Origin of the sequence: Actinomadura opuntiae, from assembly GCF_030283205.1 — a bacterium.
GTDB lineage: Bacteria > Actinomycetota > Actinomycetes > Streptosporangiales > Streptosporangiaceae > Spirillospora.
The window spans coordinates 103,534-126,976 of sequence record NZ_JASNWF010000007.1 but is presented as its reverse complement, the minus strand read 5'-3'; the positions used below and the strand labels follow the sequence as shown (position 1 = coordinate 126,976).

At 71.8% G+C, this 23,443-nt stretch carries 25 protein-coding genes; 8 read left to right on the top strand and 17 right to left on the bottom strand.

Annotated features, from left to right (window positions below):
* Nucleotides 1-126: 126 nt before the first annotated feature.
* From QP089_RS16615 to QP089_RS16565, 11 genes are all read right to left on the bottom strand, one after another.
* On the bottom strand, nucleotides 127-981 hold the full coding sequence (locus QP089_RS16615) for an STM4011 family radical SAM protein (protein ID WP_285912517.1): 855 nt from the start codon (nucleotides 979-981) through the stop codon (nucleotides 127-129).
* Entirely contained in the window at nucleotides 981-2,273 is a 1,293-nt protein-coding gene (locus QP089_RS16610) for an STM4012 family radical SAM protein (RefSeq protein WP_285912516.1), read from the bottom strand. The genes QP089_RS16615 and QP089_RS16610 overlap by 1 nt, the downstream gene beginning before the upstream one ends.
* Nucleotides 2,270-3,070 carry an STM4013/SEN3800 family hydrolase gene (locus QP089_RS16605; RefSeq protein WP_446474036.1) on the bottom strand — a complete coding sequence of 267 codons (801 nt, stop codon included), beginning with the start codon at nucleotides 3,068-3,070 and terminating at the stop codon, nucleotides 2,270-2,272. Before QP089_RS16605 ends, QP089_RS16610 begins: the two co-directional genes overlap by 4 nt.
* The gene (locus QP089_RS16600) at nucleotides 3,058-4,143 is read right to left on the bottom strand and encodes an STM4014 family protein (RefSeq protein ID WP_285912514.1); all 1,086 of its coding nucleotides are present in this window, start codon (nucleotides 4,141-4,143) and stop codon (nucleotides 3,058-3,060) included. The genes QP089_RS16605 and QP089_RS16600 overlap by 13 nt, the downstream gene beginning before the upstream one ends.
* A gap of 22 nt (nucleotides 4,144-4,165) precedes the next feature.
* The gene (locus QP089_RS16595) at nucleotides 4,166-5,137 is read right to left on the bottom strand and encodes an STM4015 family protein (protein WP_285912513.1); all 972 of its coding nucleotides are present in this window, start codon (nucleotides 5,135-5,137) and stop codon (nucleotides 4,166-4,168) included.
* A gap of 96 nt (nucleotides 5,138-5,233) precedes the next feature.
* A complete protein-coding gene (locus tag QP089_RS16590) occupies nucleotides 5,234-6,049 on the bottom strand; it encodes a MetQ/NlpA family ABC transporter substrate-binding protein (RefSeq protein ID WP_285912512.1) in 816 nt (271 codons plus the stop codon).
* A gap of 32 nt (nucleotides 6,050-6,081) precedes the next feature.
* Nucleotides 6,082-6,738: a methionine ABC transporter permease gene (locus QP089_RS16585; protein WP_285912511.1), complete on the bottom strand. Its 657-nt coding sequence runs from the start codon at nucleotides 6,736-6,738 to the stop codon at nucleotides 6,082-6,084.
* On the bottom strand, nucleotides 6,735-7,802 hold the full coding sequence (locus tag QP089_RS16580; protein WP_285912510.1) for a methionine ABC transporter ATP-binding protein: 1,068 nt from the start codon (nucleotides 7,800-7,802) through the stop codon (nucleotides 6,735-6,737). Before QP089_RS16580 ends, QP089_RS16585 begins: the two co-directional genes overlap by 4 nt.
* 643 nt (nucleotides 7,803-8,445) lie before the next feature.
* Nucleotides 8,446-9,279 carry a DUF4097 family beta strand repeat-containing protein gene (locus tag QP089_RS16575; RefSeq protein WP_285912509.1) on the bottom strand — a complete coding sequence of 278 codons (834 nt, stop codon included), beginning with the start codon at nucleotides 9,277-9,279 and terminating at the stop codon, nucleotides 8,446-8,448.
* Complete coding sequence (locus tag QP089_RS16570; protein WP_285912508.1) at nucleotides 9,276-9,923, bottom strand: response regulator; 648 nt, start codon at nucleotides 9,921-9,923, stop codon at nucleotides 9,276-9,278. The genes QP089_RS16575 and QP089_RS16570 overlap by 4 nt, the downstream gene beginning before the upstream one ends.
* The gene (locus tag QP089_RS16565) at nucleotides 9,911-11,182 is read right to left on the bottom strand and encodes a sensor histidine kinase (protein ID WP_285912507.1); all 1,272 of its coding nucleotides are present in this window, start codon (nucleotides 11,180-11,182) and stop codon (nucleotides 9,911-9,913) included. The genes QP089_RS16570 and QP089_RS16565 overlap by 13 nt, the downstream gene beginning before the upstream one ends.
* A gap of 518 nt (nucleotides 11,183-11,700) precedes the next feature.
* On the opposite strand from QP089_RS16565, the gene QP089_RS16560 reads away from it, so the two are divergent.
* From QP089_RS16560 to QP089_RS16530, 7 genes are all read left to right on the top strand, one after another.
* Nucleotides 11,701-12,180 (top strand): hypothetical protein, encoded by a 480-nt coding sequence (locus tag QP089_RS16560; RefSeq protein ID WP_285912506.1) that lies wholly within the window; start codon nucleotides 11,701-11,703, stop codon nucleotides 12,178-12,180.
* Nucleotides 12,181-12,277: 97 nt separating this feature from the next.
* Nucleotides 12,278-12,850 (top strand): hypothetical protein, encoded by a 573-nt coding sequence (locus QP089_RS16555; RefSeq protein WP_285912505.1) that lies wholly within the window; start codon nucleotides 12,278-12,280, stop codon nucleotides 12,848-12,850.
* Between the two features lie 40 nt (nucleotides 12,851-12,890).
* Nucleotides 12,891-13,472 carry a TetR/AcrR family transcriptional regulator gene (locus QP089_RS16550; protein ID WP_285912504.1) on the top strand — a complete coding sequence of 194 codons (582 nt, stop codon included), beginning with the start codon at nucleotides 12,891-12,893 and terminating at the stop codon, nucleotides 13,470-13,472.
* A gap of 296 nt (nucleotides 13,473-13,768) precedes the next feature.
* Nucleotides 13,769-14,530, top strand: coding sequence for an SDR family NAD(P)-dependent oxidoreductase (locus QP089_RS16545; protein ID WP_285912503.1), 762 nt, complete (start codon nucleotides 13,769-13,771; stop codon nucleotides 14,528-14,530).
* 39 nt (nucleotides 14,531-14,569) lie between these two features.
* Nucleotides 14,570-15,259, top strand: coding sequence for a class I SAM-dependent methyltransferase (locus QP089_RS16540; RefSeq protein WP_285912502.1), 690 nt, complete (start codon nucleotides 14,570-14,572; stop codon nucleotides 15,257-15,259).
* Between the two features lie 186 nt (nucleotides 15,260-15,445).
* The gene (locus QP089_RS16535) at nucleotides 15,446-15,592 is read left to right on the top strand and encodes a hypothetical protein (RefSeq protein ID WP_285912501.1); all 147 of its coding nucleotides are present in this window, start codon (nucleotides 15,446-15,448) and stop codon (nucleotides 15,590-15,592) included.
* Between the two features lie 77 nt (nucleotides 15,593-15,669).
* Nucleotides 15,670-16,107 carry a VOC family protein gene (locus QP089_RS16530; protein ID WP_285912500.1) on the top strand — a complete coding sequence of 146 codons (438 nt, stop codon included), beginning with the start codon at nucleotides 15,670-15,672 and terminating at the stop codon, nucleotides 16,105-16,107.
* A gap of 290 nt (nucleotides 16,108-16,397) precedes the next feature.
* Here QP089_RS16530 and QP089_RS16525 read toward each other — a convergent pair whose 3' ends face one another.
* The 5 genes from QP089_RS16525 to QP089_RS16505 all read right to left on the bottom strand — a co-directional run bounded on the left by QP089_RS16525 (nucleotide 16,398) and on the right by QP089_RS16505 (nucleotide 20,735).
* Nucleotides 16,398-17,003: a response regulator transcription factor gene (locus QP089_RS16525; RefSeq protein ID WP_285912499.1), complete on the bottom strand. Its 606-nt coding sequence runs from the start codon at nucleotides 17,001-17,003 to the stop codon at nucleotides 16,398-16,400.
* Nucleotides 17,000-18,136: a sensor histidine kinase gene (locus tag QP089_RS16520; protein WP_285912498.1), complete on the bottom strand. Its 1,137-nt coding sequence runs from the start codon at nucleotides 18,134-18,136 to the stop codon at nucleotides 17,000-17,002. Before QP089_RS16520 ends, QP089_RS16525 begins: the two co-directional genes overlap by 4 nt.
* Nucleotides 18,137-18,206: 70 nt before the next feature.
* A complete protein-coding gene (locus QP089_RS16515; protein WP_285912497.1) occupies nucleotides 18,207-18,863 on the bottom strand; it encodes an ATP-binding cassette domain-containing protein in 657 nt (218 codons plus the stop codon).
* A 91-nt stretch (nucleotides 18,864-18,954) separates the two neighbouring features.
* On the bottom strand, nucleotides 18,955-20,247 hold the full coding sequence (locus QP089_RS16510; RefSeq protein WP_285912496.1) for an alpha-amylase family glycosyl hydrolase: 1,293 nt from the start codon (nucleotides 20,245-20,247) through the stop codon (nucleotides 18,955-18,957).
* Between the two features lie 53 nt (nucleotides 20,248-20,300).
* Nucleotides 20,301-20,735: a MarR family winged helix-turn-helix transcriptional regulator gene (locus QP089_RS16505; protein WP_285912495.1), complete on the bottom strand. Its 435-nt coding sequence runs from the start codon at nucleotides 20,733-20,735 to the stop codon at nucleotides 20,301-20,303.
* 39 nt (nucleotides 20,736-20,774) lie between these two features.
* Between QP089_RS16505 and QP089_RS16500 the strand changes: the two genes are divergently transcribed.
* Nucleotides 20,775-22,256 (top strand): FUSC family protein, encoded by a 1,482-nt coding sequence (locus QP089_RS16500; protein ID WP_285912494.1) that lies wholly within the window; start codon nucleotides 20,775-20,777, stop codon nucleotides 22,254-22,256.
* On the opposite strand, the gene QP089_RS16495 is transcribed toward QP089_RS16500, so the two are convergent.
* Nucleotides 22,210-23,376, bottom strand: a complete 1,167-nt coding sequence (locus tag QP089_RS16495) for a lactate 2-monooxygenase (protein ID WP_285912493.1) — start codon at nucleotides 23,374-23,376, stop codon at nucleotides 22,210-22,212. The genes QP089_RS16500 and QP089_RS16495 overlap by 47 nt on opposite strands.
* Nucleotides 23,377-23,443: the final 67 nt, after the last annotated feature.

Below are 23,443 nucleotides of genomic sequence, written 5' to 3'. Positions count from 1 at the left end.
AGTGACCATCTCGGACCACCCACAGCGTGGCGGCCCCGGCGGAGAATTGCAAGACGGTGCCGGAAGCCCGTCGCCGCGCTCACCGGGCGCCGTAGGGGCAGGTCGCAGAGGTGGGTCACCGTCCGGCTACATCTGCCCGTACAGCGCGGGGACGCGTTCGAGGACGCCGCCGGCGAACGTGTCGTAGAGACCGAGCGGCTCCAGGTGGACATAGCCGATATGGCAGTCGCACGTGGCCTGCGGGCAAGGGCGCGGGGCGAGGGCGTCGCGGAACGAACCGTCATAGAGGTTGCCCAGGACGGCAGGGACGAAGTGGCAGCGGCGCACCGTGCCCTCGCCGTCGACCGATACGACGGTGTCACCGGTGCGGCAGGCGAGACCGCGGCTGGCGTGCGGATGACGGCTGACGGGGAAAAGCGGGTCCAGGGCCGTCCAGCGGGCGGCCTCCTCATCGCTGTAGGTGCGCCCCTCGGCGGCGTTGACCCACAGGTAGGTCCCGGTGGGCAGGTCGTCGCGGAGGCGGCGTGCCGCCTCCAGATGGGAGGGCTCGCCGACGATCCCGACGCTGTGGCGGATGCCGCGTTCGGTGAGTTCGCGGCACTTTCCCAGGAAGCGCTCATAGGGAACTTGGTCGGGATGGTACGTCGCCCATAGCGCGAGCTTGGACGGGTCGGCTCCGGACGTCCACGACACGCGGTGGCTGAGATTGGTCTGGATCGCGACGCGCTCGACGTGCGGCAGATGGCTCAACTCCGTGAGCGCCCGCCGGTACCAGGACCTGATGAGTCCTTCGCCCCACGGCGTGAACAGGATCGACACGCGGTGCTCCTGGTCGGCGACCCACGCGGTGAAGCGTTCGAGGGCTGCGCGGTCGGCGCGCAGTTGCTCCGGTGTGTCGCGCCGTTTGGCGAACGGGCAGTAGGGGCAGTCGTAGTCGCAGCTGGCGAGCGGGCCCCGGTAGAGAATCGTGAGGTGTTCCATCAGCGCGCCTTGTACGAGGCCATCGATTCCCTCACGCGTCGGGAGAACAGCGCCGGTCCGATGGCGTCGGAATGGGCGAGCCCCTCGGGGGTCAGTCTGAGAGTCGTCTCCGTGGTCTCCAGCCAGCCGAGGTCGTCGAACGGCGCCAGTTCCACGGAGAAGTCGTCGCAGGGCTCGGTGCCGAATCGTGTCCTGTAGGAGCTGCGGTCGAGCCCGCTCGTCTGTAGGAGCGACTGGAGGAAATGGCGGCGGCGCTGTTCCCCGGCGTCCAGTTCGAAGCCGACCCGTGCCGTGGCGAAATCGTCCTCGCGCACATAATCGTCGATGATGGACCGGACGTGTCGCTGCTCTACCGCGTACTCGAAGGAGTAATGCAGACCGGCCGTGTACGAGCGCGCTCCGCAACCCAAGCCGACCATCCCGTCGGTCTGGCAGCAGTATTCGGTGCCGCCGGTCACCCCTTCCGGCCGCCGGAACATGCGCATCGACACCTGCTCATAGCCTTCGCTCAAGAGATGGTCCCGGCCGAGCCGGTACAGGGCGAGGCGCTGGTCGTCCCAGTCCTGCGCGCGCCGTCCCAGGCCGGTGAGCGGGCGGACATAGAGCGGGTAGAGGTAGAGCTCCTCCGGGCGCCATTCCAACGCGGCGTTCAAGGAATGCAGCCACGTCGCGGGCGTCTGGCCGTCGATGCCGTAGATGAGGTCGATGTTGAGCGTCGGGAAACCGACGGCGCGGATCCGGTCGAGAGCCGCCTCCACTTCGGCGCGTTTCTGGGGGCGCACCGCGGCGCGGGCCTCCTCGTCGATGAAGCTCTGCACACCGATGGAGACCCGGGTGGTGCCGCGTTCGGCGAGCACGGTCAACCGGTCGGTCGTAGCCGTCGCCGGAGACGTCTCCACACCGAGCGGCCCCTTGCCGAATCCGGGGAACCTGCCGGCGATGTCGCAGAGCCGTTCCAGTTCCGCAGCGGTGAAATAGGTGGGGGTTCCGCCGCCGAAGGCCGCGGTGGCGAACGATGCGCCGCCGCCCAGTGCGTCCAGTACGGCGGTCGCCTGGCGGTCGAGGGCGTCCAGATACGCGCCCGTCAGTTCTTCGGGAGCGCCCGTGCGCGTGAAGAGGTTGCAGAAGCCGCACCGCATCTCGCAGAAGGGCACGTGCATGTAGAGGAACAGCGAGTCCGATGGTTCTGCCGTCCATACCTTTTGCAAGGAGGGCTCGGGTTCCAGCGGCCGGTACGCGGTCTTGTGCGGATAGGCGTAGACGTATGCCTGGTAAGGGGCGGTGGTGGTCACGGCAGAACGAACTCCCCGTACGGAACGGTCCACACGACCTCGTGGCCGATGCGGTGACCGGTGTGGCCGTCCTCTCCGTACGCTGTGCCGTGGTCGGAACAGACGATGACGAAGCATGGACGGCGCATCAACTCGAACAAGCGCCCTATGTGAGCGTCGACGTGGCGTAGCGCGGCGGCGTGGCTGGCGCGCGTGTCCCCGTGCGCGCGCGTGGCGCCGTCCAGGTAGAACCAGTTGGGCTGGTGCAGGGACGCGACGTTCAGCAGGAGGAACAGGCGGCGCTCGGCGGGCAGGCGCGCCATGACGTCGGCTATCCGGTCGATCTGGTTGGGCAGCGACGCCGGATCGGTCACGCCGAACTCGGGTTCCCAATGGCTTTCGGCGAACAACGACGGCAGGACGGACCCGAGCGGGGTGAGCTTGTTGAAGAAGCCGACGCCGCCGACGCACACCGTGTGGTAATCGGCGGACGCGAGTCCGGTGGGCAGGTCAGCGGCGTCGAACGTCCAGGTACCGGCGGCGGTCGTCTCGCTACCCGGAAACGTCCCCGCGAACAGCCGTGGATGCGGGCCGGGGGACGCGGGCGTGGGCAGGAAGCCGGCCAGCATCGCGGCGTGCGCGGCATAGGTGAAGCTGCCCGGCGTGTGGCGGCGCTCCCAACGGCCCCCGGGCAGGAACGAGGCCAGGGTGGGCGTCTCACCGGCGGCGGCCAGTTCGGCGGCCACGTCGTAGCGCAGGGTGTCGAGCGTCACCAGCAGCACGTCATGGCTGCCGATGACCCCGTTCATGTCGTACATGCGGGCGCGATCTCCGACAAAGCTGCTCTGACCTGGGCAGTGTAGGTGTCGAGTCCTTCCGCCGGGCCGCCGTCAAGGCCGGTGAGCCCGGGAAGCAGATCGCCGAACGCGTTGACCTCGCAGACGGCGAACCGCTTCATGCCCTGCAGGACGAGCAGGTCGACGCCCACCATCGGGCTCCGCGGGAAACATGCCGCCGCCCGCGCGCACACGTCCAGCGCCCGGCGCCAGCCTTCCGGCCCGAGCGCGCGCCGGACCGCTGTCATGTCGCCTCTCGTGCCACCGAGGTGCAGATTGGTCATGGGGTTGCGGCTTGTACGGGCGACCGCGTGCGTAGGGGTACCGCCGATAACGACGACCCGCAGGTCGAACACCCGGCCGCCGAGCGACGCCTTGGGCAGCCAGCGCTCTACGTGCAGCCCGTCGGGCGTGAGGGCGTTGACAAGGGCCGCGACCTCCCGCTCCGTTTCATAGGCGCGGACCCGCAACGAGTTGAACAGACCGCCCTCGCCCATGGCGGCCGACGTGACGGCCCGTACGCGGCCGCCCGGCGCGGTCTGCAAGGCCACGACCCCGGACGCCGACGACCCGTGCACCGGCTTAAGGAAAACCCTTCGCTCACCTAGTTCGTCCATGTGCGCGCGCAGTTCCGCATAGGAGCTCACCGGTGGAAGCGCGCGCGGAACGGGCACGTCCTGCGCCGCCATCCGCGTGTGCGACCGGCGCTTGTCGAACATGACCGCGATCTCCTCGACGTCGCCGAGGAGGCGGGCGCCCGCGCGCGCGGCGGCGTCCTGGATTCGCTCCAGCGCCGTAGTGAACGTCGCGTACCAGCGTCCACCGCCGCCGACACGAGACGGGTCACCGGGCCCTCGCAAGAGCGCGTCCGCCGCCGGGTCCTCGCCTGGAGAGTCGATGCGGAGCACGTCACCGGGGTCGAGCACGATGCTTGCGCCGCGCAGGACATCCGTCCAGGCGATGACTCTAGGCTCGGGCAGGCCGCACGACCGGCACGCGCGCGCGAACATCGCGGGACGCCGGTCGCCCGGCGTCCCGACCACGACGAACCTCATCCGGCCACCGCGGCGCGGGCGCTCACTCCGACACCGCGATGTAGTGCCATTCGCCGTCCGGCTTCTCCTGCTCGCTCAGGTCGACGTCGACGCCGGGGAGCGCGGCCTTCACCCGCTCCACCATGGCATCGGACAGGAAGTGGTGGTGCAGGTCCAGCTTGCGCAGGTGGGTGAGGGGCTGCCCGGACAGCAGCGCCTCCGCGCCCTGGTCGGTGAGGATGCCCATCGCCAGGCTCAGCGACTCCAGCCGCGCCACGATGGGCGCGCCCGCGACCGCCGTGGCGATCTCGTCCTGGATCTGGCTGTCCTCCAGGCCGAGGTGGCGCAGCGCGGGCAGCCGCTCGCCCGACAGCAGCGGGGCCAGGTCCGCGACGGTCGCGTCGCCGCCGTAGTTGTCCTCGCCGAGCCACAGGTCGAGGTGCTCCAGGTTCGGCAGCTCGCTCGCGCCCACGGCCTGGACGATCCGTGCGGGCAGCCCGCCCGACTCGAAGCGCAGCACGCGCAGGTGTGCGCTGTTGATCGAGGACAGCACGAGACCCTGCGCACCGCGGATCTCGAAGCGCTCCAGCTGCGGGAAAGCGGTGAACAGCGGCGAGATGTCGCCGTGCTCGATCCAGGAAATCTCCGCCTCCTCCCCGGTGATGTCACCGAGGAAGAGCGCCTTCAACTTCGGGAACGCGGCGGCGCTGGCGGTCAGCAGTGCCACCGGGTCGGACGTGCTTTCGTCGTAGGACGCGCCCCAGTAGCCGATGACGAGCGCCGTGATCTCGCGCGTGTCGACGGTCTCCAGGAAGCGCGCGAAAGTGTCGGCGAAGGACTCCTCGTCGAACATCGTCCCGACGTACCAGGCGGCCTCGCCGGCGGGCGGGAGATCCTCGCCGGTCCCCTGCCCGCCGGTCGCGCCGTCTTCGTCCTCGTCCGCCACCCCCGTCTCGCAGGTGAAGGCGGCCACCGGAAGGCCGGCGTATTCCTCGAGATGCTGGTAAACGCCCATGGGTCCCTTTCGCGAGTTCGTCGGGCCCATGGTCTATCAGGACGGGCGGACAAATCGCGTCGCCTTCGGCGCGCTCCGCTCGCGGACGCCCCGCCCTTAGGACGCCATCAGCACCGAGCCCTTGTACTTGTCCTGCACGAACTTGCGCACCTCGGGCCCGCGCAGCAGCTGCACGAGCTTCTTCACGCGCGGGTCGTTCGCGTTCTCCGGCAGCGTGACGATGCCGTTGGCGTAGGGGTTGCCCTCCGGCTTCTCGGCGACGAGCGCGTCCTTGGCCGGCGACAGGTTCGCCTCCAGCGCGTAGTTGCCGTTGATGACCGCCGCGTCAACGTCGCCGAGCGAGCGGGGCAGCTGCGCGGCCTTCAGCGGCTTGAACTTCAGGTGCTTGGGGTTGCTCGCGATGTCCTTCTCGGTGGCGCTCGTGGGCGCGCCCGGCTTCAGCGTCAGCAGACCGTTGTCGGCGAGCAGCTTCAGCGAGCGCCCCTCGTTCGCCGGGTCGTTGGGCACCGCCACGGTCGCGTTCTGCGAGAGGGCCTGCAGGCTCTTCACCTTCTTGGAGTACACGCCGAGCGGCTCCAGGTGCACGGGCGCGACGAACGTCAGCTTGGCCCCGGACTTCTTCTCGTACTCCTGCATGAAGGGCACGTGCTGGAAGTAGTTGGCCGTGACCTGCTTCTCCTTCAGCGCGGTGTTCGGCTGCTGGTAGTCGTCGAAGGTCACGATGTCCAGCTTCAGCCCCGCCTTGCCCGCCAGATTGTCCTTGACGTACTTCAGGATGTCGCCGTGCGGAACGGGGTTGACGGCGACCTTCAGCGGGGCGTCCGGATCGTCGGACGCCCCCGAGGAGCCGCAGGCCGCCAGGCCCGCGACCAGGCCGAGGGAGGCGAGCGCGATGGTGATCTTGCGAAGCACGAGGAGTGCCTTTCTGTGCGGAGAGAGCGGTGTCACTTGTGGGACAGGCGCCGGGCGACGAGGTCCCCCGCCGCCTGGATGATCAGGACGAGGACGACGAGCAGCAGCACGGTCGCGACCATGACCTTCGTCTCGAAGCGCTCGTAGCCGTAGGTGACGGCGAGGTTGCCGAGCCCGCCGCCGCCGACCGTGCCGGCCATCGCGGTGTAGCCGATCAGCGCGATCACGGTGACGGTCAGCCCGGACACCAGGCCGGGCCGGGCCTCGCGCAGCAGCACCTTGCCGACGATCTGCCGGCGGGTCGCGCCCATGGCGTCCGCGGCGGCGATCACACCGGGATCGACCTCGCGCAGCGCGATCTCGACGAGCCGCGCGTAGAACGGGATGGCGCCGACGGTCAGCGGGACGATCGCGGCGGCGTTGCCGATGCTGGTGCCCACCACGACGCGGGTGAAGGGGATGATCGCCACCATCAGGATCAGGAACGGCAGCGACCGGCCGATGTTGACCACCACGCCAAGGACCTTGTTGACCGGCGGCGCGGGCAGCAGCCCCCCGCGCTCGGTGACCACCAGCAGCACGCCGAGCAGCAGCCCGAGCACGGCGGTGAACAGCGTCGCCACCGCGGTCATGTAGAGCGTCTCGCGGGTGGCGGGCCACAGCAGCGGCATGACCTCGTCCCAGCTCATCGGGCGTCCTCCTCGGCGGGCTCGGTGATCGGGTGGGCGGAGGGCGACGGCGTCCCGCCGTGGGCGCCCGGACGCGTCGCGGGCGTCCTGACCTCGACGGTCAGGCCGGACTCGCGCAGGAACGCCAGCTGGGCCGCGTTCACCGACGGGTCCCCCGGCAGCTCGAGCTGGAGGCGGCCGACCCGCTCGCCGCCGACCGTCTCGACGGCGCCGCCGAGGATGTTGACGTCCAGCGAGAACTTGCGGGCCAGCGCCGTCACGAACGGCTGGTCGGTCGTCCCGCCCACGAAGGTGACCTCGACGAGGGTCGTGCCGTCGCGGGGCTCGGCGGCCGGAAGCGGGAACAGCCCGCGCGCCAGTTCGGACCCGGGCCGCGCCAGCAGCTCGGTCACCGGCCCCGACTCGGTGAACCGGCCGTCGCGCATCACCGCGGCCGAGTCGCAGATCCGCTTGACCACGTCCATCTCGTGGGTGATCAGCAGCACGGTCAGGCCGAGGCGGCGGTTCAGGTCGCGCAGCAGCTCCAGGATCGAGGCGGTGGTCTCCGGGTCGAGCGCCGAGGTCGCCTCGTCCGACAGGAGCACCTGGGGGCGCCCGGCGAGCGCCCGGGCGATGCCGACGCGCTGCTTCTGGCCGCCGGAGATCTGCGCCGGGTAGGCCCTGGCGTGCCCGGTGAGCCCGACCAGGTCCAGCAGCTCGGCGACGCGTCCGGCGCGCTCGGCGCGCGGGACGCCCATGACCTCCAGCGGGAACGCGACGTTGCCGGCCACCGTCCGGCTGCCGAGCAGGCCGAAGTGCTGGTGGATCATGCCGATGCCCTGGCGGGCGCGGCGCAGCTCGGCCCCGCGCAGCGCGAGCAGGTCGCGCCCGCCGACCACGACGCGGCCCTCGTCCGGGCGTTCCAGCAGGTTGACGCAGCGCAGCAGGGTGCTCTTGCCGGCGCCGCTCGGGCCGAGCACGCCGAAGACCTCGCCCTCGCGGACGGTCAGGTCGACGCCGTCGACGGCGGTCACCTCGCGCCCGCGGGCGCGGTGCACCTTCCGAAGTTTTTCGATCTGAATCACAGAGAATCATCCGTGCGGACGGGCGCCGCCGGAGCCGGCGGCGGTGCGGGTGGTGGACGGGTCCGCCCTGGAGGCGTGCCCGGTCAGCGAGCGGCGGAGCCCGGACGTGCGGGGGCCGGGCCGCGCGGGCCGCTCCGGCGGTTATCCACAGAACGCGATTCCACTTCCGCGTCCCGGACGGCCGCCCGACGATGGCCTCGACGGGTCCGGCCGAGCGGCCGGGCCCGCAGGCGGCGGCCTCGCGCTCGTTCGGGCGCGCGGCCGGTCAGGTCCGACCAGGGGGGTACGGGGCGTGGCTCAGCAGGTGGCGTTGGATGTTCATGCGCGACTCGGGTCTCGGAGTTCGCTCGCTTCGGGGCGCGAGGCTCAGGCGGGGGCCCTCAGCGGTCACACATTCGCCGGCAGCACGTACGCCGCATGGCCCGCGGGATCAGCGGGCCGCGCTCACGGCGGGGACGTACGAGGCTCATGTCATCAGTCAACCAACCAACGACAAATGACGCAAATCGCCGCAACGCCGAGAACCGGCCGGTCAGCGCCTTCTGCCCCTCCTCCGCGGGCGACGCCCAAGGCCGGCCGCACGCCGCGGGGCGCGCGGCCGGCCGGCCGGGCGCTTCGCCCGAGCAGTGCGGGCCGGGGGTGGTCAGTCGTCGCGGTAGTCGACGTAGGACGCGCCCGAGCCGCTGCGGACCGAGATCAGCCGGTCGGAGCGGTCGTCGACGAGGGCGGGGTTGAGATGCGTGCCACCCGAGCCGGTCCAGCCCTGCACCCGGTAGTGGGAGCCCGCCGGCACGATGACCTTCACCGAGCCGGCACCGGACGTGAGGTCCACGAGCCGCGGCGGCTCGGTGTAGCGCAGGTCGAGCTCGCCGGCGCCCACGTCCACCCGCGTCTCCGGCGAGGCGAGGCCGGTGCCGCGGATCGTCCCCGAGCCGACCCGCGCCCGCAGCGCGCCCCGCGCGTCGGCCACTCCGATCTCCCCCGACCCGGTCCGCAGGTCCAGGGCGCCCGCGATCCCGCGCACGGTGATCTCCCCCGAGCCCGACCTGGCCGAGACCCGCACGCCGGCCGGCACCCGGACGTCGATGTCGGCGCCGCATTCCCACTCGTCGTAGAGCCCCATCGACCGGGGGCACCTGGAGACGATCGACAGCACGCCGTCCTTGACCGTCTCCGTCACGACCGGCTTGTGCAGCACCCAGCTCAGCCGCTTGTACACCCGCGCCTGGCCGTCCGGGCCGGTCCCGACCGACACCTCGGAGCTTCCGGCGTCGAGCCGCAGTTCCGTGATCGCCTGGTGGTAGGGGGTGGCGTACTCCGCGGTCCGCCGCATGGCGCGCCCCCACGTCACCAGGCAGACGGGCGCCACCATCACGATCGCGGTCGCCGCCGCGAGGAAGATCCAGACACCGCGGCGCCGGGGGCGGTCCGTAGCGGCCTGCGGCGCGGTGGCGCCGCGGGCCTCGGTGGCGGTCATGTCTCTCCGTCCAGGAACCGCAGCACGGCCAGCACGCGGCGGTGGTCGCCCTCGGCGTGCGGGAGGTCGAGTTTGGCGAAGATGTTGTTGATGTGCTTGGCGACGGCGCTCTCGCTCACCACGAGGGCCGCGGCGATCCCCGCGTTCGAGCGGCCCTCCGCCATCAGCGCCAGGACCTCCTTCTCGCGCGGCGTCAGCCGGTCGAGGGGGTCGCGGTGACGGCGCAGGAGCAGCTGCGAGACGACCTCGGGGTCCAGGGCCGTGCCGCCGGCGGCCACCCGGCGCAGCGCGTCCAGGAACACCGACACGTCCGCGACGCGGTCCTTGAGCAGGTAGCCGACGCCGCTGGTGCTGGTCGACAGCAGGTCCGCCGCGTACCGCTCCTCGACGTACTGGGAGAGCAGGAGCACCGCGACATCGGGCGCCTCCCGCCGCATCACCAGCGCGGCGCGGACGCCCTCGTCGGTGAAGCCCGGCGGCATCCGCACGTCGATGATCGCGGCGTCGGGGCGGTGCTCGCGCACGGCCGCCAGCAGGCCCTCGGCCTCCCCGACCGCCGCCGCCACCTCGAACCCGGAGGTCTCCAGCAGCTTGATCAGCCCGGCCCGCAGCAGGACCGAGTCCTCGGCGATCACAATGCGCACGGCAACTCCACGGTGACGGTCGTCGGCCCCCCGGCGGGACTGATGATCCGGAACGTACCGTCCACGGACCGGACCCGGCGCGCGAGCCCGGTCAGCCCGGTGCCCCTGGACGGGTCCGCGCCGCCCACGCCGTCGTCGGCGACGGTGAGCAGCAGCCGGTCGCCGCGGCGCAGCGCGGCGACGTCCACCGCGGTCGCCCTGGCGTGCTTGACGACGTTGGTGAGCGCCTCGGACACCACGAAGTACGCCACCGCCTCGACGGTGGAGGACGCCCGCGGCTCCACCTCGACGCGCAGCCGGACCTCCAGCGGCACCCGTGCCGCGACGCCGGACAGCGCGGCGTCCAGCCCCCGGTCCTCCAGCACCGCCGGGTGCAGCCCGCGGATGAGGGTGCGCAGCTCGGTCAGCGCCTCCTTCGCCTCCTCGTGCGCCTCGACGATCACCCGCATGGCCTCGTCCGGCACCCCGGTGAGGGTCTCGCGGGCCAGCCCGAGATTCAGCGCGAGCGACACCAGCCGCTGCTGCGCGCCGTCGTGTAGGTCGCGCTCGATGCGGCGGCGTTCGAGGTCGGCGGCGTCGACGACGCTGGCGCGCTTCTCGGCCAGGTCCTCGACGCGTCGCTCCAGCTCGGCGGCACGGTCGGGGCCGAGCAGCGCGGCGGCCGCGCGCGCGTCCAGGCTTCGGATCCCGGCCGCGATCCACGGCGCCGCGACCAGCAGCAGGACTCCGGCGACCGTGAGGAGGCTGACGCGGATCGTGTCACCCTTGTCGGTCACGCTCAGCGCGCTCGTGGCGGGCAGCGCCCACGCGTACGCGTGGCTGAACGCGAAGATCAAGCCACCCGCCCAAGCAGCGAGGGTGGCCAGCCCGCCCAGCCCCAGGAGCGGCCCGACGACCAGGTGGTACCGCAGCACCCGCCACACCTCCGGGGAGCGCAGCCGGCGCAGCACCTCCCACGGGCGGCCCTCGTCGAACCCCGGCATGGGCGGGATGTGCAGGCCCAGCATCGCCCAGCAGCGTTCCCGCTGCCAGCGCGTCAGCGGGCGCAGCGCCAGCAGCGTCAGGACGCACGAGCCGGCCAGCACGAACATGATCGGGGTCACGTTCACCGGCGCCCAGAAGGGCCAGACCGAGCACAGCACGGCCCAGCCGGCGAACTGCAGAGGCACCCCCGAGACGACGAACGTGGTGTCGCGCCACGCCGCCGGCGACCACGGAGCGTGCGCGAAGGCACGCCGGGCCGGAGAGATGGATGCCATGGACGCAACCGTATTGCCCCAGTTCGCGCGTCGCCATGGAGTGAGCATCCGGTCCCGTGGTGAACCTGGTGCCACTCCCATTCGGATAGGCGCGCTACTGATCGTGAGCCGTTCCGCGGCCAATGTTGATCTCGCACCCGACAAGCGGTGCCAGATCACCAGGGAGTCCGCCCATGGTCGCGAACACCGTCCCCTTCACCCCCGCCCTCCGCCCCCGGCGGGCCACCTCCCCTGCGACACCGCCCCACCGAGCCCCAGTCCCCCCGGCACAGGACCGCTCGACGTCGGGCCGCCCAACCTCAAGCCGCCTGGCCTCGAACCACCTGACACTGCGTCGCCTGGCGTGGGACCACTTGACGTCGGGCCGCCTGACAACGGGCCGCCTGTCCCCGGGCCACGTGACACTGGGTCGCCCGACATGGGGTCGTTTGACGTCGGGCCGCTGGGGGTCGGGGCGGCGGTGGGAGCGGCGCATCGGTCTGGGGTTCATCGGCGGCGCCGTCGTCATGGTGCCGTGGATGGTCGTGCTCGCCCGGACCCTGCCGTCCACCGCCCACGTGTCGAACTGGTCGATGGCCTGGGTGGGGCTCGACGCGATGATGGCCGCCGGGCTGCTGGGCACCGGCGTGCTGCTCGCCCGGCGCGACCCGCGGCACGGCCTGACCGCCGCCGCGACCGGCGCCCTGCTGGCCATGGACGCGTGGTTCGACGTCCTGACCTCGGCGCCCGGGGCGGAACGCACCCTGGCTCTGGCCTTGGCGGCCGGGATGGAACTGCCGCTCGCGGGCGCGTGCGGAATCCTGGCCGTGCGCGCTCTCCGCCCCCAACGAGGGGCCGTGCAACCGCCCGATGACAGCGCCGGAAAGGAGGGTCGCCGGCCGGAATCGCACGGCCGCCCATCCGCTCCCACCTGGACGGGCAGGAATGTGAAAGGGGCGGAAGACGTGCCGATGAAGGGCAGATGGCAAAGCATCGACGCGAGTACGCCAGACGGGTGAAACCAGACGAGCCGGACCTCTAGAGTGAGTCGAACCTCGGGGCCCTCTCACGCGGGAGGGCCCCTCGCCCTGCCTGCACGATCAGAGGTCCCCGAACATGAACGACCACGAGGTGCATGAGGAGTGCCTGCGGCTCCTCCGGGACGGCATGCCCGATCCCGCCCCCCACACCTTCGACGAGGAACGGGACTTCCTTCCGCTCGGCCTCGACATGGACGGCGACGTCGCCGTTGTAACGTTCCTACACCAGTGGGGCGGCTCCGGGGTCGATCCGTTCATCGAGGGCCGGACGTTCCATCGGCGGGACGGCGAGTGGATGGGCCTGGGCGGGGGCGGCAGCTCGGCGCCCTATGACCCGCTGGTGCGGCGCTCCTCCGGCGAGATGGGCCGGTACCTGTACAAGTACGGCTCGGGACGCACGGTCCGCAACGCCAACCGGCTGCTGCCCTGGGGCGCGAAGTGGGTGAACGAGGCGCGGCTGCGGGCGTCGGCCGAGGTCACCCGGGTCCGGGTGGGCAGGCGCTTCCTGGACGTCCCCTCGCACGGGCACATCGTCGTGGTCTGGGGCGCCCGGCGCGGCCCGGTGCTGGAGGCCCTCGCGGCGGACGGGTCGGTCCTGGACACCCTGGACCTGGACTATCCCGCCGTCCCGGTGCGCTCGGAAGCCTGATATTTGACCGAACGGTCTCGATAGCCGTACGGTCACCTCCATGGCGCGCACCAAGGAGTTCGATCCGGACGCCGCGTTGCAGCGCGCGCTGGAGCTGTTCTGGGAGCGCGGGTACGAGGCGACCTCCATGGCCGACCTCGTCGCGCATCTCGGCATCGCCCGCGCGAGCATCTACGCGACGTTCGGCGGCAAGCACGCGTTGTTCCTGCGGGCGCTCGAACGCTACCTCGAGACGACCGACCCGAAGATCGCCGAGGCGCTGGCGCAGCCCGGTCCGGTCCTGCCGGCCGTCCGGGCGCTGATCGAGCGCTACGCCGAGGAGGCGGGCCGGGAACGTCCGCGACTCGGCTGCCTGGTGGTGAACACGGCGGTCGAGCTGGCCGCCCGGGACGCCGAGGCCGCCCGCCTGGTCGAGTCGAGCTGGGCCTTCCTCGAAGCGTCCCTCACCTCGGCGCTGACCCGCGCCCGCGCGCAGGGCGAGCTCTCCGAGAACGCCGATCCGCGCGCCCTCGCCCGGCTGCTGCTGGTGCTCTTCCAGGGCATGCGCGTCCTCGGCCGGGCCCCGGCGGAGGACGGCCGCCTCCGCGACGCCGCACGCCAAGCCCAAGCCCTCCTCACCTGACCCGCCCAGGCAGGCGAGACGACACCCGAAAGCCCGCCACACTCACACGAAGTCCCACTCGGCGGAACAGCGGAGTTAGCCGAAACGGACGAGGCGCCCGCCCACCCAATCACCAGCCATTTAGCCCCCGGTCACCGGACCCCTGGCCGCCGAGCACGGTCCGCGACCATCGCCAACCGACAGGGCGCGGCAGCTCAATCGCGCAGAACGGATGGCGCCAGGACCACCAACGAGCCGAAGAACAGCCCGACTCATGCCCGTATTCGAGATCGATCATTCTAGAAATAGGAGTTGTCATGGGACAACGCTTCACCGACCGGGTCACCTTGGTCACCGGCGGCGCCGGCGGGATCGGCCGCGCCATCGCACGCGCCTTCGCACGGGAGGGCGCCACGGTGGTGCTGGCCGGACGCGACGAAAGCGCGTTGATCGGGGCCGTCAAGGAGATCCAGGCCGAGGGCGGCCGCGCCGACCACGTGGTCGCCGACCTGACCGTCCCCGACGATGCCGCCGCCATGGTCGCCGCCGTCATCGGACGCCACGGCGGCCTGCACGTCGCGGTCAACAACGCCGGAATCCTCGACGCGACAGGGCCCGTCGCCGACGTCGACGACGACGCCTGGCGCAGGCTCATCGACGTGAACCTGACCGGGGTGTTCCTGTCGATGAAGCACGAGATCACCCATATGCGTGCGCACCGCGGCGGCGCGATCGTGAACGTCTCCTCCAACATCGGCGCGCACCAGCGCCTGCCCGGGATGGCCGCGTACGCCGCTTCCAAGGCGGGTGTCAGCGCGCTGACCCGCGCGGCGGCCATCGATCACATCGCGGACGGGGTCCGCATCAACGCGGTCAGCCCGGGGGCCAGCGACACGCCCATGTCGCTGCGGCCGGGCGAGACCAGGGCGGACCGCGACGAGCGGCTGAAGGCGTCGATCCCCGCGGGACGGCCGAGCGACCCGTCGGAGGTCGCCGACGCGGTCGTCTGGTTGGCCTCGGACGAGTCGGCGTACCTGGTCGGCCATGACATGGTCGTCGACGGCGGCACCACCGCCTGACGACGCTTCTCCGCGCGTCCGGCTGGGCAGACTCGAGGTATGGCTCTGACGCCCGACTACGACGCCGATCCGGAGCGTTTCCGCCTCGCCGCGCGGGTCACCCGGCAGTACCTGATCGGGGCGCGGAGTCTGCACGACCACATCGCCGCCAAGCTGCTGGCGGCGGGGGCGTCCCGGGTGCTGGACATCGGCTGCGGGGAGGGCGCGCTCAACCGCGCCCTCCCCGATCCGCCGCCGTTCCGCCTGGTGGGGCTGGACGCGTCCGGCACACTGCTGCGCGCCCACCCGGGGCCACGCGTACGGGCGAACGCACTCCGCCTGCCCTTCCGCGACGGGACGTTCGACGCCGCTGTCGCCGTCAACATGCTGTACCACCTCGACGACCCACGGCTCGCGCTGCGCGAGGCGCGGCGGGTGCTCGTCCCGGGCGGGACGCTCCTGGCGTCGGCGATCTGCCGGACCGACAGCCCGGAACTGGCACCGGTCTGGCGGCCCGAACCGTCCGGCTTCGACGCCGAGGACGCTCCCGAGCGGGTCTGCGAGGTGTTCGGCGAGGTGGAGGTGGAGCGCTGGGACGCCCCGCTGATCACGCTCCCGGACCGCGCCGCGATCCGCGACTACCTGGTCGCCCGCCACGTGCCCCGCCCCCAGGCCGCCGAGGCGGCGACACGCCTCCGCACTCCCCTCCCCGTAACGAAGCGCGGCTCCCTCCTCCTAGCCCGCCGCTAACCCCTACGACCAAGCCCTCCCGAGTCCCGCATCGGACGCGAGCGGCCCCAGAGCCAAGCCCGCCAGGCCCCGACCGCAACAGACCCACCCCGCTGTCCCAACGATCAGAAAGGTCAGCGCAAACACAGCGGATCACGCGGAGGCGGCCCGGTCACGCTCGACGCCGCTGACTACCGGAAGCGCGACGTGATCGAACGCCGCCACTGCCACATCAAGCAATGGAGAGGGCTCGCGACCCGTTACGACAAGCACGCCACCGTCTACCGCGCCGCCGTCGTGCACAACGCCGTCATCGCCTGGACCCGGCATTTGCCGACCCACCGTAGCTCCTGATTGCTCACCGGGCTTGTTCGATCGAGTCCCGGCTCGCCGCCGGAGCTAATCGGCCCGGTCTCGGTAGCATGCGACGCATGGCCATCAAACTCGAGAACGTCGGCATCACCGTTCGCGACCTCGAAGCAGCGATCTCCTTTTTCACAGACCTCGGTCTCACGGTCATCGGCCGTGACACGGTCAGTGGTGAGTGGACCGACACCGCCGTCGGCCTTGATGGCAACCACGCCAACATCGCGATGCTCCAGACGCCAGACGGTCACGGTCGCCTTGAGCTCTTCGAGTACATCCATCCCGAAGCGATCGAATCGGAGCCCACTCGTCCCAACGAGATTGGCATGCACCGCGTCGCCTTCTCAGTCGACGACATCGACAAAGCCCTTGAGATAGCCGCGAAACACGGATGCCGTCCGCTTCGCGGTGTGGCCACCTATGAGGACATGTACAAGCTCACGTACGTCCACGGTCCCAGCGGCATCATCGTGATGCTCGCCGAGGAACTGAAGAAGAACTGACGTCCGATCGGCCCAATTAGGATGTGTTGCTAACCACCTCGGGCCGTAAGTCCGTCGCGCTCCGGGCGAAGCCGGAGGCGAGCCCGTAGTGCCTGATCGCGACGAGCTCAGCCCGTTGGCCCGGCCACGACGGGCCTGAGCCGTTGCGATCGCAAGCGAAGCCGGATTCGAGCGAAGCAAGAATCCGATCGCGCAGCGAGGCCCCAGGGCCGAGTCGAAGCGATGCAGCGATCGCACGCAGCGCCCGCCGAAGGAAGGCCCCCCAGGGCCTGACGCCAAGGGCGCTGCAATTAAAACCAGCCCAGGTCTCGGGCGGTGTTGACGGCGGCGTGGCGGTTGGGGGCGCCGAGTTTGGTGACGGCGGCGGACAGGTAGTTGCGGACGGTGCCCTCCGAGAGGCCGAGGCCGCGGGCGATGCGGGAGACGGGTGAGCCGTCGGCGGCGGCGCGGAGGGTGTCGAGTTCGCGGGGGGTGAGGGGGCATTCCTCGGCGGCGAGGGCGTCGGCGGCCAGCTGGGGGTCGATGTAGCGGGCGCCGGCGGCGACCTGCCGGATGACCTCGGCGAGCTGGGCGCCGGGGGCGTCCTTGCCGAGGAAGCCGCGGACGCCGGCGGCCATGGCGCGGCGCAGGTTGCCGGGGCGGCCGTGCGCGGTGACGATCACCAGGCGGCAGGCGGGGAGGTCGCGGGCGAGGCGTTCGGCGGCGGCGAGGCCGTCCAGGCCGGGCATGTCGATGTCGAGGACGGCGACGTCGGGCCTGAGGGCGAGGGCGCGGTCGACGGCCTCGTCGCCGCGGCCGACGTCGGCGGTGACCTCGATGCCGTCCTCGGTCTCCAGCAGCAGGACGAGGGCCTCCCTGATCAGCAGGTGGTCGTCGGCCAGCAGGACCCGGATCATGGCGCTTCCCCCGGTGCGGGGGCGGCCGGGACGGCGGCGGTCACGCGGAAGGTGCCGTCGCCGGCGGGGCCGGCGCTGAACCGGCCGCCGGCGGCGGTGATCCGTTCGGCGAGGCCGGTGAGGCCGCTGCCGCCGGCGGCGGCGCGGCGCGGCGCGCCGTCGTTGACGATCTCCACGTGGACGCGGTCGCGGTCGGCGTCGACGGTGATCTCGCACCAGGTGGCGCTGGAGTGGCGGAGCACGTTGGTGGCGGCCTCGCGGGCGACCCAGCCGAGCGGTTCGTGCACGTGGGCGGGCAGTTCGGGGGACACCTCGGGGCGGTCGCAGCGGATCCCGGCGGCGCGCAGGACGGCCGACATGCCGTCCAGTTCGGTGCGCAGGGACGTGGCCCGGTAGCCGCGGACGACCTCGCGGACGTCGCGGACGGAGTCGCGCGCCATGGCCTGGATCTCGGTCAGCTCCTTGCGGACGCGGCCGGGGTCGCGGTCCAGGTAGCGTTCGGCGACCTCGGCGCGCAGCGCGACGGCCTGGAGGCTGTGGCCGAGGACGTCGTGCAGGTCGCGGGCGAAGCGGAGGCGCTCCTCCCCCACCGCGGACCGGGCCATCTCGGCGCGCGCCTCCCGCAGTTCCTGGACGACGTGGAACAGCCATACCTGCACGTATCCGGAGAACGCGGCGAGCGGGACGCCCGCGAACTCGTACAGGGCGCTCAGCGCGGGCAGCCCGAGAACGATCGAGTAGACGGGCGCCAGGACGGCGGCCAAGGCCGTCACCGCGATCGCCTGCCGCAGCGGCAGCACGATGGCGATCAGCCCGGCCGGGACGAGCAGCGCGTTGCCCCAGCCGTGGTCGGTGCCGAGCAGCGGCGGCAGCGCCCAGCAGATCGCGGCGATGGCGGCCAGCCCGAAGCGATGGCCGGGCGCGGTGCGGCGCATCAGGTTGAGCCACAGCAGCCGGCTGTAGAGGGTGAAGACGATCGCGACGGCGGCCACGGCGAACAGGATGCGGCCGGGGCCGTGCCGGTCGAAGAGCTCGTACCAGAGCGCGGGCAGCAGGAACCCGGCCAGGGTGAAGGCCGTCAGTCCCACCATGATCGCGGCTATCACGGTGGGGCGCGGGATCCTCGGCTGCACGCGCCCAGCGTATGCGCTCGTCAAGGGAGATACCGGTCGCCGGCGGGCATGCGGCGGGTTCCGCCGGAAATCAGGCCGCGCGGGCGCCGGCGCCGAGCCGGGCGGAGGCGCGGCCGGTGACCAGGCGGCCGCCGTCCAGGACGCCGACGCGGTCGGCGCGGCACGCCTCGCCGGGGTCGCGGGTGCTGATCACGATGGTGCCGCCCCGGGCGGCCAGCGCCAGCAGGACGGACCAGACCTCGCGGGCGGCGGGCTCGTCGAGCCCGGCGGTGGGCTCGTCGAGGAACAGCACGTCGGACCGTCCGACCAGGGCGAGCGCGAGGTCGAGCAGGCGCCGCCGCCCGGCGTCGAGCCGCTCGAACGGGGTGTCGGCGTGGCCGGTGAGGCGGGCCAGGCGCAGCGCCTCGTCGCGGGTGACGGGGTCGAGGGTCCAGCGCCGCCAGGCGTCGATGATCTCGGCGACGGTCAGCCCGGGGAACAGCCCGCCGTCCCGCCAGACGGCGCCGGAGCGGGCGGCGTCGCGGTCGGTGTAGGGGTCGGCGCCGCGGACGCGGACCGTCCCGCCCGTGGGGCGCCGCACGCCGGCGAGCATCTCCAGCAGGGTGGTCTTGCCCGATCCGTACCGGCCGAGGAGCGCGTACACCTCGCCCCTCGCCACGGTGAACGAGACGTCCCGCACGGCCTCGTTCAACTGCAGGTCGCGTACCTCGATCACGTCTGCCTTCATGTGCCCCATGCTGCCGCCGGGCGATCGGGGCGGGCAGTCACAGGCGTCAGGAACGGGCGGTGAGGTTCGCAGGGATCACCCGTGACATCTGTCATGGGTGCGCGACGGCCCAGCCGTGCGGCGGGATCAGGGCGCCGTCGCCGTGGAAGTCCGCGTCGCCGGCGACGCGCGTCCACCCGGCGGACGGGAGGTCGGCCTTGGCGGGCTCGTCGGCGAGGTTGAGGACGACGCCCAGACGCTCGTCGCCCTGGCCCACTGTGTAGGACAGCGCCGTATTGGTCAAGGTGGCGACCGTCGTGTGCGCGCGGACGAGCCAGGGGTGCCGGCGGCGCAGGCCAATGAGATCCTGATGAAGCCGGTGGTAAGGGGTCCCGTAGCCGACCACCTCGTCGGGACGATCCGGAAAGGCCGGCCGTATGGCGTCGTCGCCGCCCTCGCGTTCCTCCTTGATACCGTGGAAGGTGAACTCGTCGCCCGCATAAATGGACGGGACGCCGGCATTGGTGAGCAGAACGACGAGCGCGTGGGCGAGGTGGCGTTCGTCCTCGAGACGGCTGGCGATGCGCGTCACGTCGTGGTTGCCGAGAAAGGTCTGCGGGACGAACGTCTGGAGCATCCCGTCGTGGCGGGTGAGCGCGTGGGCGAGCTCGAAGAAGTTGCGGTCGTTCAGCGAGCTCCAGATGGCCTTCCATAGCTCGTACTGGGTGACGGAGTCGAATCCGGCGCGTTCGACGATGCCTGCATAGTCGCCGTGGATGACCTCCCCCACGAGCCATGCGTCGGGGAAGCGCGTGCGGACGCGGTCGGTGACCGTCCTCCAGAACTCGGGCGGGACGGCGTACGCGGCGTCCAACCGCCATCCGTCGATGCCGCGCTCCAGCCAGTGGGTCATGACCTGGGCGACGTAGTCGGCGACCTCGGGCTCGTCGTGGTTGAGGGCGACGAGCTTGTGGTGCCCTTCGAACGTACGGAAGTCGCCGTTCCCCTCGCGGACGAACCATCCCGCATACGGTGACGCGTCGCCTCGTGCCTGGACGTCGGCGAACTGCGGGAAGCTTCGCCCGACATGGTTGAAGACCCCGTCGAACAGCACCCGGACGCCTCGTCCCGACGCGGCCTCCACGAGCCGCAGCAGGTCGGCCTCGTCGCCCAGGCGGGGATCGACGCGGAAGTGGTCGACGGTGTCGTAGCCGTGGGTCTCGGAGGCGAACACCGGGCCGAGGGCGAGGCCGTTGCAGCCGAGCGCGACCAGGTGGTCGAGCCACCCGGCGATCCGGTCGAGCCGGTGTTCGGACGGGGCGCCGGACGGGAGGGCGGCCCGTCCGGCGCCGGTGAAGCCGAGCGGGTACACGTGCCACCAGATGGCGTGATCGGACCAGCGCATGCGCGTCTCCCTACCCGGTAATCGTCGATCCAAAAATAGTAAGTGGTAACGAACTATTCCGCCAGCCGGTCCATCACCCGGGCGGCGAGCCGCAGGACCTCGCGCTCGGTCTCGCCGAGCTCGGCGAGCGCGCCGGCGAGCCAGGCGTCGCGCTCGGCGAGATCGCGCCCGAGCGCCTCGCCCCCGGCCCGGGTGATGGTCAGCACGGCCTGCCTGCGGTCCCGCTCGTCGCGCGTGCGGACGATCAGCCCGGACTCCTCGAGTTCGGCGAAGACTCTGGTCAGCGACTGCGGCCGCTGCCCCTCGGCCGCCGCCACCTCGCCGGCCGTGCTGGGGCCGTTGCGGGCCAGGTGCCCGAGCACGACCAGCTTGTTGCTGCTGAGCGCGTCCGGGGAGCGCGAGGAGCGCATCCGGCGCGCCAAACGCATCACCCCGCGGCGGATCTCCATCACCGCTTCCTTCGGCACCTCGGGCCGATCGCTCGCCATAATGTTACGCTTTCCCTTACTAATCACTGGAGGTGGGCCATGGCGGCGGGCATGATCCGGGGTCTCGGCGCCGCGACGGCGCCGATCGGCGTCGCCGCCGCCACGATGGCCGCCGTCCTGGCGTCCTTCGGGTCGGCGCTGCTGCTGGAGCACGCGGCGCACCTGCACGCGGACGCCGTCATGCAGGCCGTCGTGCTGTCGGTCACCCTGTCCAGGGGGCATCGCGGCGCCCGCCCGTCCGACCGGCTGGTCGGGTTCGCCGTCATGCCCGCCGTCGCCCTCGTGTCGGTCGGCCTCGGCATCCTCATGCGCGACGACCCGTTCGCGGGGGACGCCGCGTTCGCCGCCCTCGTCACGTCCGGGGTCTGGATCCGCCGCTTCGGGCCCCGCTTCACCAAGGCCGGCACGCTGATGATGCTCCCAGCGATCGCCCTGCTCGTCATCCCCCACGGCGAGCCCGGCGCGCCGTCGACGCACCTGCTGTGGGCGCCCGTGGTGGCGCTCATCCCCTACTTCTGGGTCACGGCCGTCCAGGTCGCCGTGGAACGCCCCTGGCGCACCGGCCGCGTGGAGGCCGCCCCCGCTCCGGCTCCGGCCCCGAACAAACGGCTGCCCGCCAGCACTCGCATGGCGGCGCAGATGGGCGTGGCCCTGTGCGCCGCGTTCGCCATAGGGCACCTGCTGTTCCCGGACCACTGGTCGTGGGTCGTCCTGACGGCGTTCATCGTCTGCAATGGAGCGCGAGGACGCGGCGACGCCCTCCACAAGGGTCTGCTGCGCGCGCTCGGCGCGGCCGGAGGGACGGTCTTGGCCGCCCTCGCGTCCGGCGTGTTCGCACCACGGGATCCCAACGCGGTCGCGCTCATCTTCGTGGTGCTGGGCGTCGCGGCGTGGCTGCGCCAGCGGAGCTACGCGTACTGGGCGGGCGGGGTCACGGCCGCGCTGTCGCTGCTGTACGGCTACTTCGGCCAAGCCGCCGCCCCCTTGCTTCAGACACGCCTCGAAGCGATCCTCGTCGGCTCGGCCATCGGCGTCGCCGCAGTGTGGTTCGTCCTGCCCTTCCGCACGTCGGACGTTCTGCGCCGCCGCACATCCGCGTCCTTGGCGGCCCTCACGGACCTCCTGAAGGGCGACCCGCACGCCCACCGCCGGTTCGAGAACTCCGTCGCCGAGATGGACGACCTCTACGGACCGCTGCGGCTCCACCGGCTCGTCACGCGCGCGCGACCGCACCCGGCGGACGTCATCGACGTCCTACGCGAGACAGTGCCCCACGTCCGCGCCCTCAGGCCCGGCATCGAAGGACTGCGCGCCAACGTGGGCGCGGTGCGGCGCGCGGTGGCCAGACGACACGACGGCACGCCCTACAGGCCGCTGCCGCCAGAAGAGGACGCCACCGCACACGCCATAGACGCAGCACTGGCCCGCATACACGAGGTCTACGCCCAGCCGGTAAAGGAACCCGAGCGGGAGCCTAAGCACGAACCAGAATCTCCGGAGAAAGCTCATCCGGCCGGGTGACGCCCGACAGCGCCATGGTCAGCTCCAACTCGGCCTGGATGCATCGCAGGACGTGCTGCACGCCGGCCTGCCCGCCGAGCGCCAGCCCGTAGGCGTACGGACGCGCCAGCAGCACGGCCTTGGCGCCCAAGGCGAGCGCCTTCGCCACGTCCGATCCCGTGCGGATGCCGCTGTCGAACAGCACGGTCGCCTGGTCGCGGACGGCCTCGACGACGCCGGGCAGCGCGTCCAACGAGGCGATCGCGCCGTCCACCTGGCGGCCGCCGTGGTTGGACACGATCACGCCGTCCATACCCGCGTCCACCGCGCGGCGCGCGTCGTCGGGGTGCTGGATGCCCTTCAACGCGATCGGCCCGTCCCAGTGGTCCCGCAGGAACACCAGGTCGTCCCAGGTGAGCGAGGGGTTGCCGAAGTTGGCGACCCAGTGCAGGAGCGCGGTGTCGCGGTTGGCGTCGGTGACGGGCCCGCCGACCGCCTTCTGGAAGACCGGGTCGCTGAAGTAGTTGGCGACCCCGATGCCGCGCAGGAACGGCAGGTACGCCTGGTCAAGGTCGCGGGGCCGCCACGCCAGCGTGAACGTGTCGAGCGTGACGACGAGCGCCGTGTAGCCCGCCGCCTTGGCCCTCTCCAGGAAGCTGACGGCGAGGTCGCGGTCCTTGGGCCAGTAGAGCTGGTACCAGCGGGCCGCGCCGTCGCCGTTGGCCTCCGCGACCTCCTCGATGGAGTGCGAGGCCGCGGTGCTCAGCACCATGGTCAGGCCCTCCGCTCCCGCCGCCCGCGCCGTGGCGAGCTCCCCGTCCGGGTGCAGGATCGACTGCACGCCGATCGGCGCGAGCAGGACCGGCGAGGGCATCGCGGTGCCGAGGACCTCCACCGACAGGTCGCGGTGCGCGACGTCCCGCAGGAATCGCGGGACGATCCGCCACCGGTCGAAAGCGTCCCGGTTGGCGCGCGCGGTCGCCTCACTGCCGGCCGATCCCGCCACGTAGCCGAACGCCTGCGCCGACAGGACGCCCTCGGCGAGCCCCTCCAGCTTCGTCAGGTCGGTCGGCAGCGGGGGCCGCGCATCACCGAGTCCTTGCAGGTAGATGGAGTTCTGGAAGTCGGCCAGGGCGCTCATCGGAAACCTCCGCCAGGGGACGCGGCCGGGGCGCGGCCGCGTGCGGGAACCGTCCGGGACCAATCTG

What these genes read in the sequence shown, in the direction of transcription:
- QP089_RS16555 (WP_285912505.1), top strand. Translation starts at nt 12,278, where the DNA reads ATGAACGACCACGAGGTGCATGAGGAGTGCCTGCGGCTCCTCCGGGAC.
- QP089_RS16560 (WP_285912506.1), top strand. Translation starts at nt 11,701, where the DNA reads ATGGTCGTGCTCGCCCGGACCCTGCCGTCCACCGCCCACGTGTCGAAC.
- QP089_RS16500 (WP_285912494.1), top strand. Translation starts at nt 20,775, where the DNA reads ATGGCGGCGGGCATGATCCGGGGTCTCGGCGCCGCGACGGCGCCGATC.
- QP089_RS16615 (WP_285912517.1), bottom strand. Translation starts at nt 981, where the DNA reads ATGGAACACCTCACGATTCTCTACCGGGGCCCGCTCGCCAGCTGCGAC.
- QP089_RS16540 (WP_285912502.1), top strand. Translation starts at nt 14,570, where the DNA reads ATGGCTCTGACGCCCGACTACGACGCCGATCCGGAGCGTTTCCGCCTC.
- QP089_RS16585 (WP_285912511.1), bottom strand. Translation starts at nt 6,738, where the DNA reads ATGAGCTGGGACGAGGTCATGCCGCTGCTGTGGCCCGCCACCCGCGAG.
- QP089_RS16550 (WP_285912504.1), top strand. Translation starts at nt 12,891, where the DNA reads ATGGCGCGCACCAAGGAGTTCGATCCGGACGCCGCGTTGCAGCGCGCG.
- QP089_RS16605 (WP_446474036.1), bottom strand. Translation starts at nt 3,070, where the DNA reads ATGTACGACATGAACGGGGTCATCGGCAGCCATGACGTGCTGCTGGTG.
- QP089_RS16575 (WP_285912509.1), bottom strand. Translation starts at nt 9,279, where the DNA reads ATGACCGCCACCGAGGCCCGCGGCGCCACCGCGCCGCAGGCCGCTACG.
- QP089_RS16515 (WP_285912497.1), bottom strand. Translation starts at nt 18,863, where the DNA reads ATGAAGGCAGACGTGATCGAGGTACGCGACCTGCAGTTGAACGAGGCC.
- QP089_RS16565 (WP_285912507.1), bottom strand. Translation starts at nt 11,182, where the DNA reads ATGGCATCCATCTCTCCGGCCCGGCGTGCCTTCGCGCACGCTCCGTGG.
- QP089_RS16600 (WP_285912514.1), bottom strand. Translation starts at nt 4,143, where the DNA reads ATGAGGTTCGTCGTGGTCGGGACGCCGGGCGACCGGCGTCCCGCGATG.
- QP089_RS16495 (WP_285912493.1), bottom strand. Translation starts at nt 23,376, where the DNA reads ATGAGCGCCCTGGCCGACTTCCAGAACTCCATCTACCTGCAAGGACTC.
- QP089_RS16525 (WP_285912499.1), bottom strand. Translation starts at nt 17,003, where the DNA reads ATGATCCGGGTCCTGCTGGCCGACGACCACCTGCTGATCAGGGAGGCC.
- QP089_RS16505 (WP_285912495.1), bottom strand. Translation starts at nt 20,735, where the DNA reads ATGGCGAGCGATCGGCCCGAGGTGCCGAAGGAAGCGGTGATGGAGATC.
- QP089_RS16510 (WP_285912496.1), bottom strand. Translation starts at nt 20,247, where the DNA reads ATGCGCTGGTCCGATCACGCCATCTGGTGGCACGTGTACCCGCTCGGC.
- QP089_RS16595 (WP_285912513.1), bottom strand. Translation starts at nt 5,137, where the DNA reads ATGGGCGTTTACCAGCATCTCGAGGAATACGCCGGCCTTCCGGTGGCC.
- QP089_RS16545 (WP_285912503.1), top strand. Translation starts at nt 13,769, where the DNA reads ATGGGACAACGCTTCACCGACCGGGTCACCTTGGTCACCGGCGGCGCC.
- QP089_RS16530 (WP_285912500.1), top strand. Translation starts at nt 15,670, where the DNA reads ATGGCCATCAAACTCGAGAACGTCGGCATCACCGTTCGCGACCTCGAA.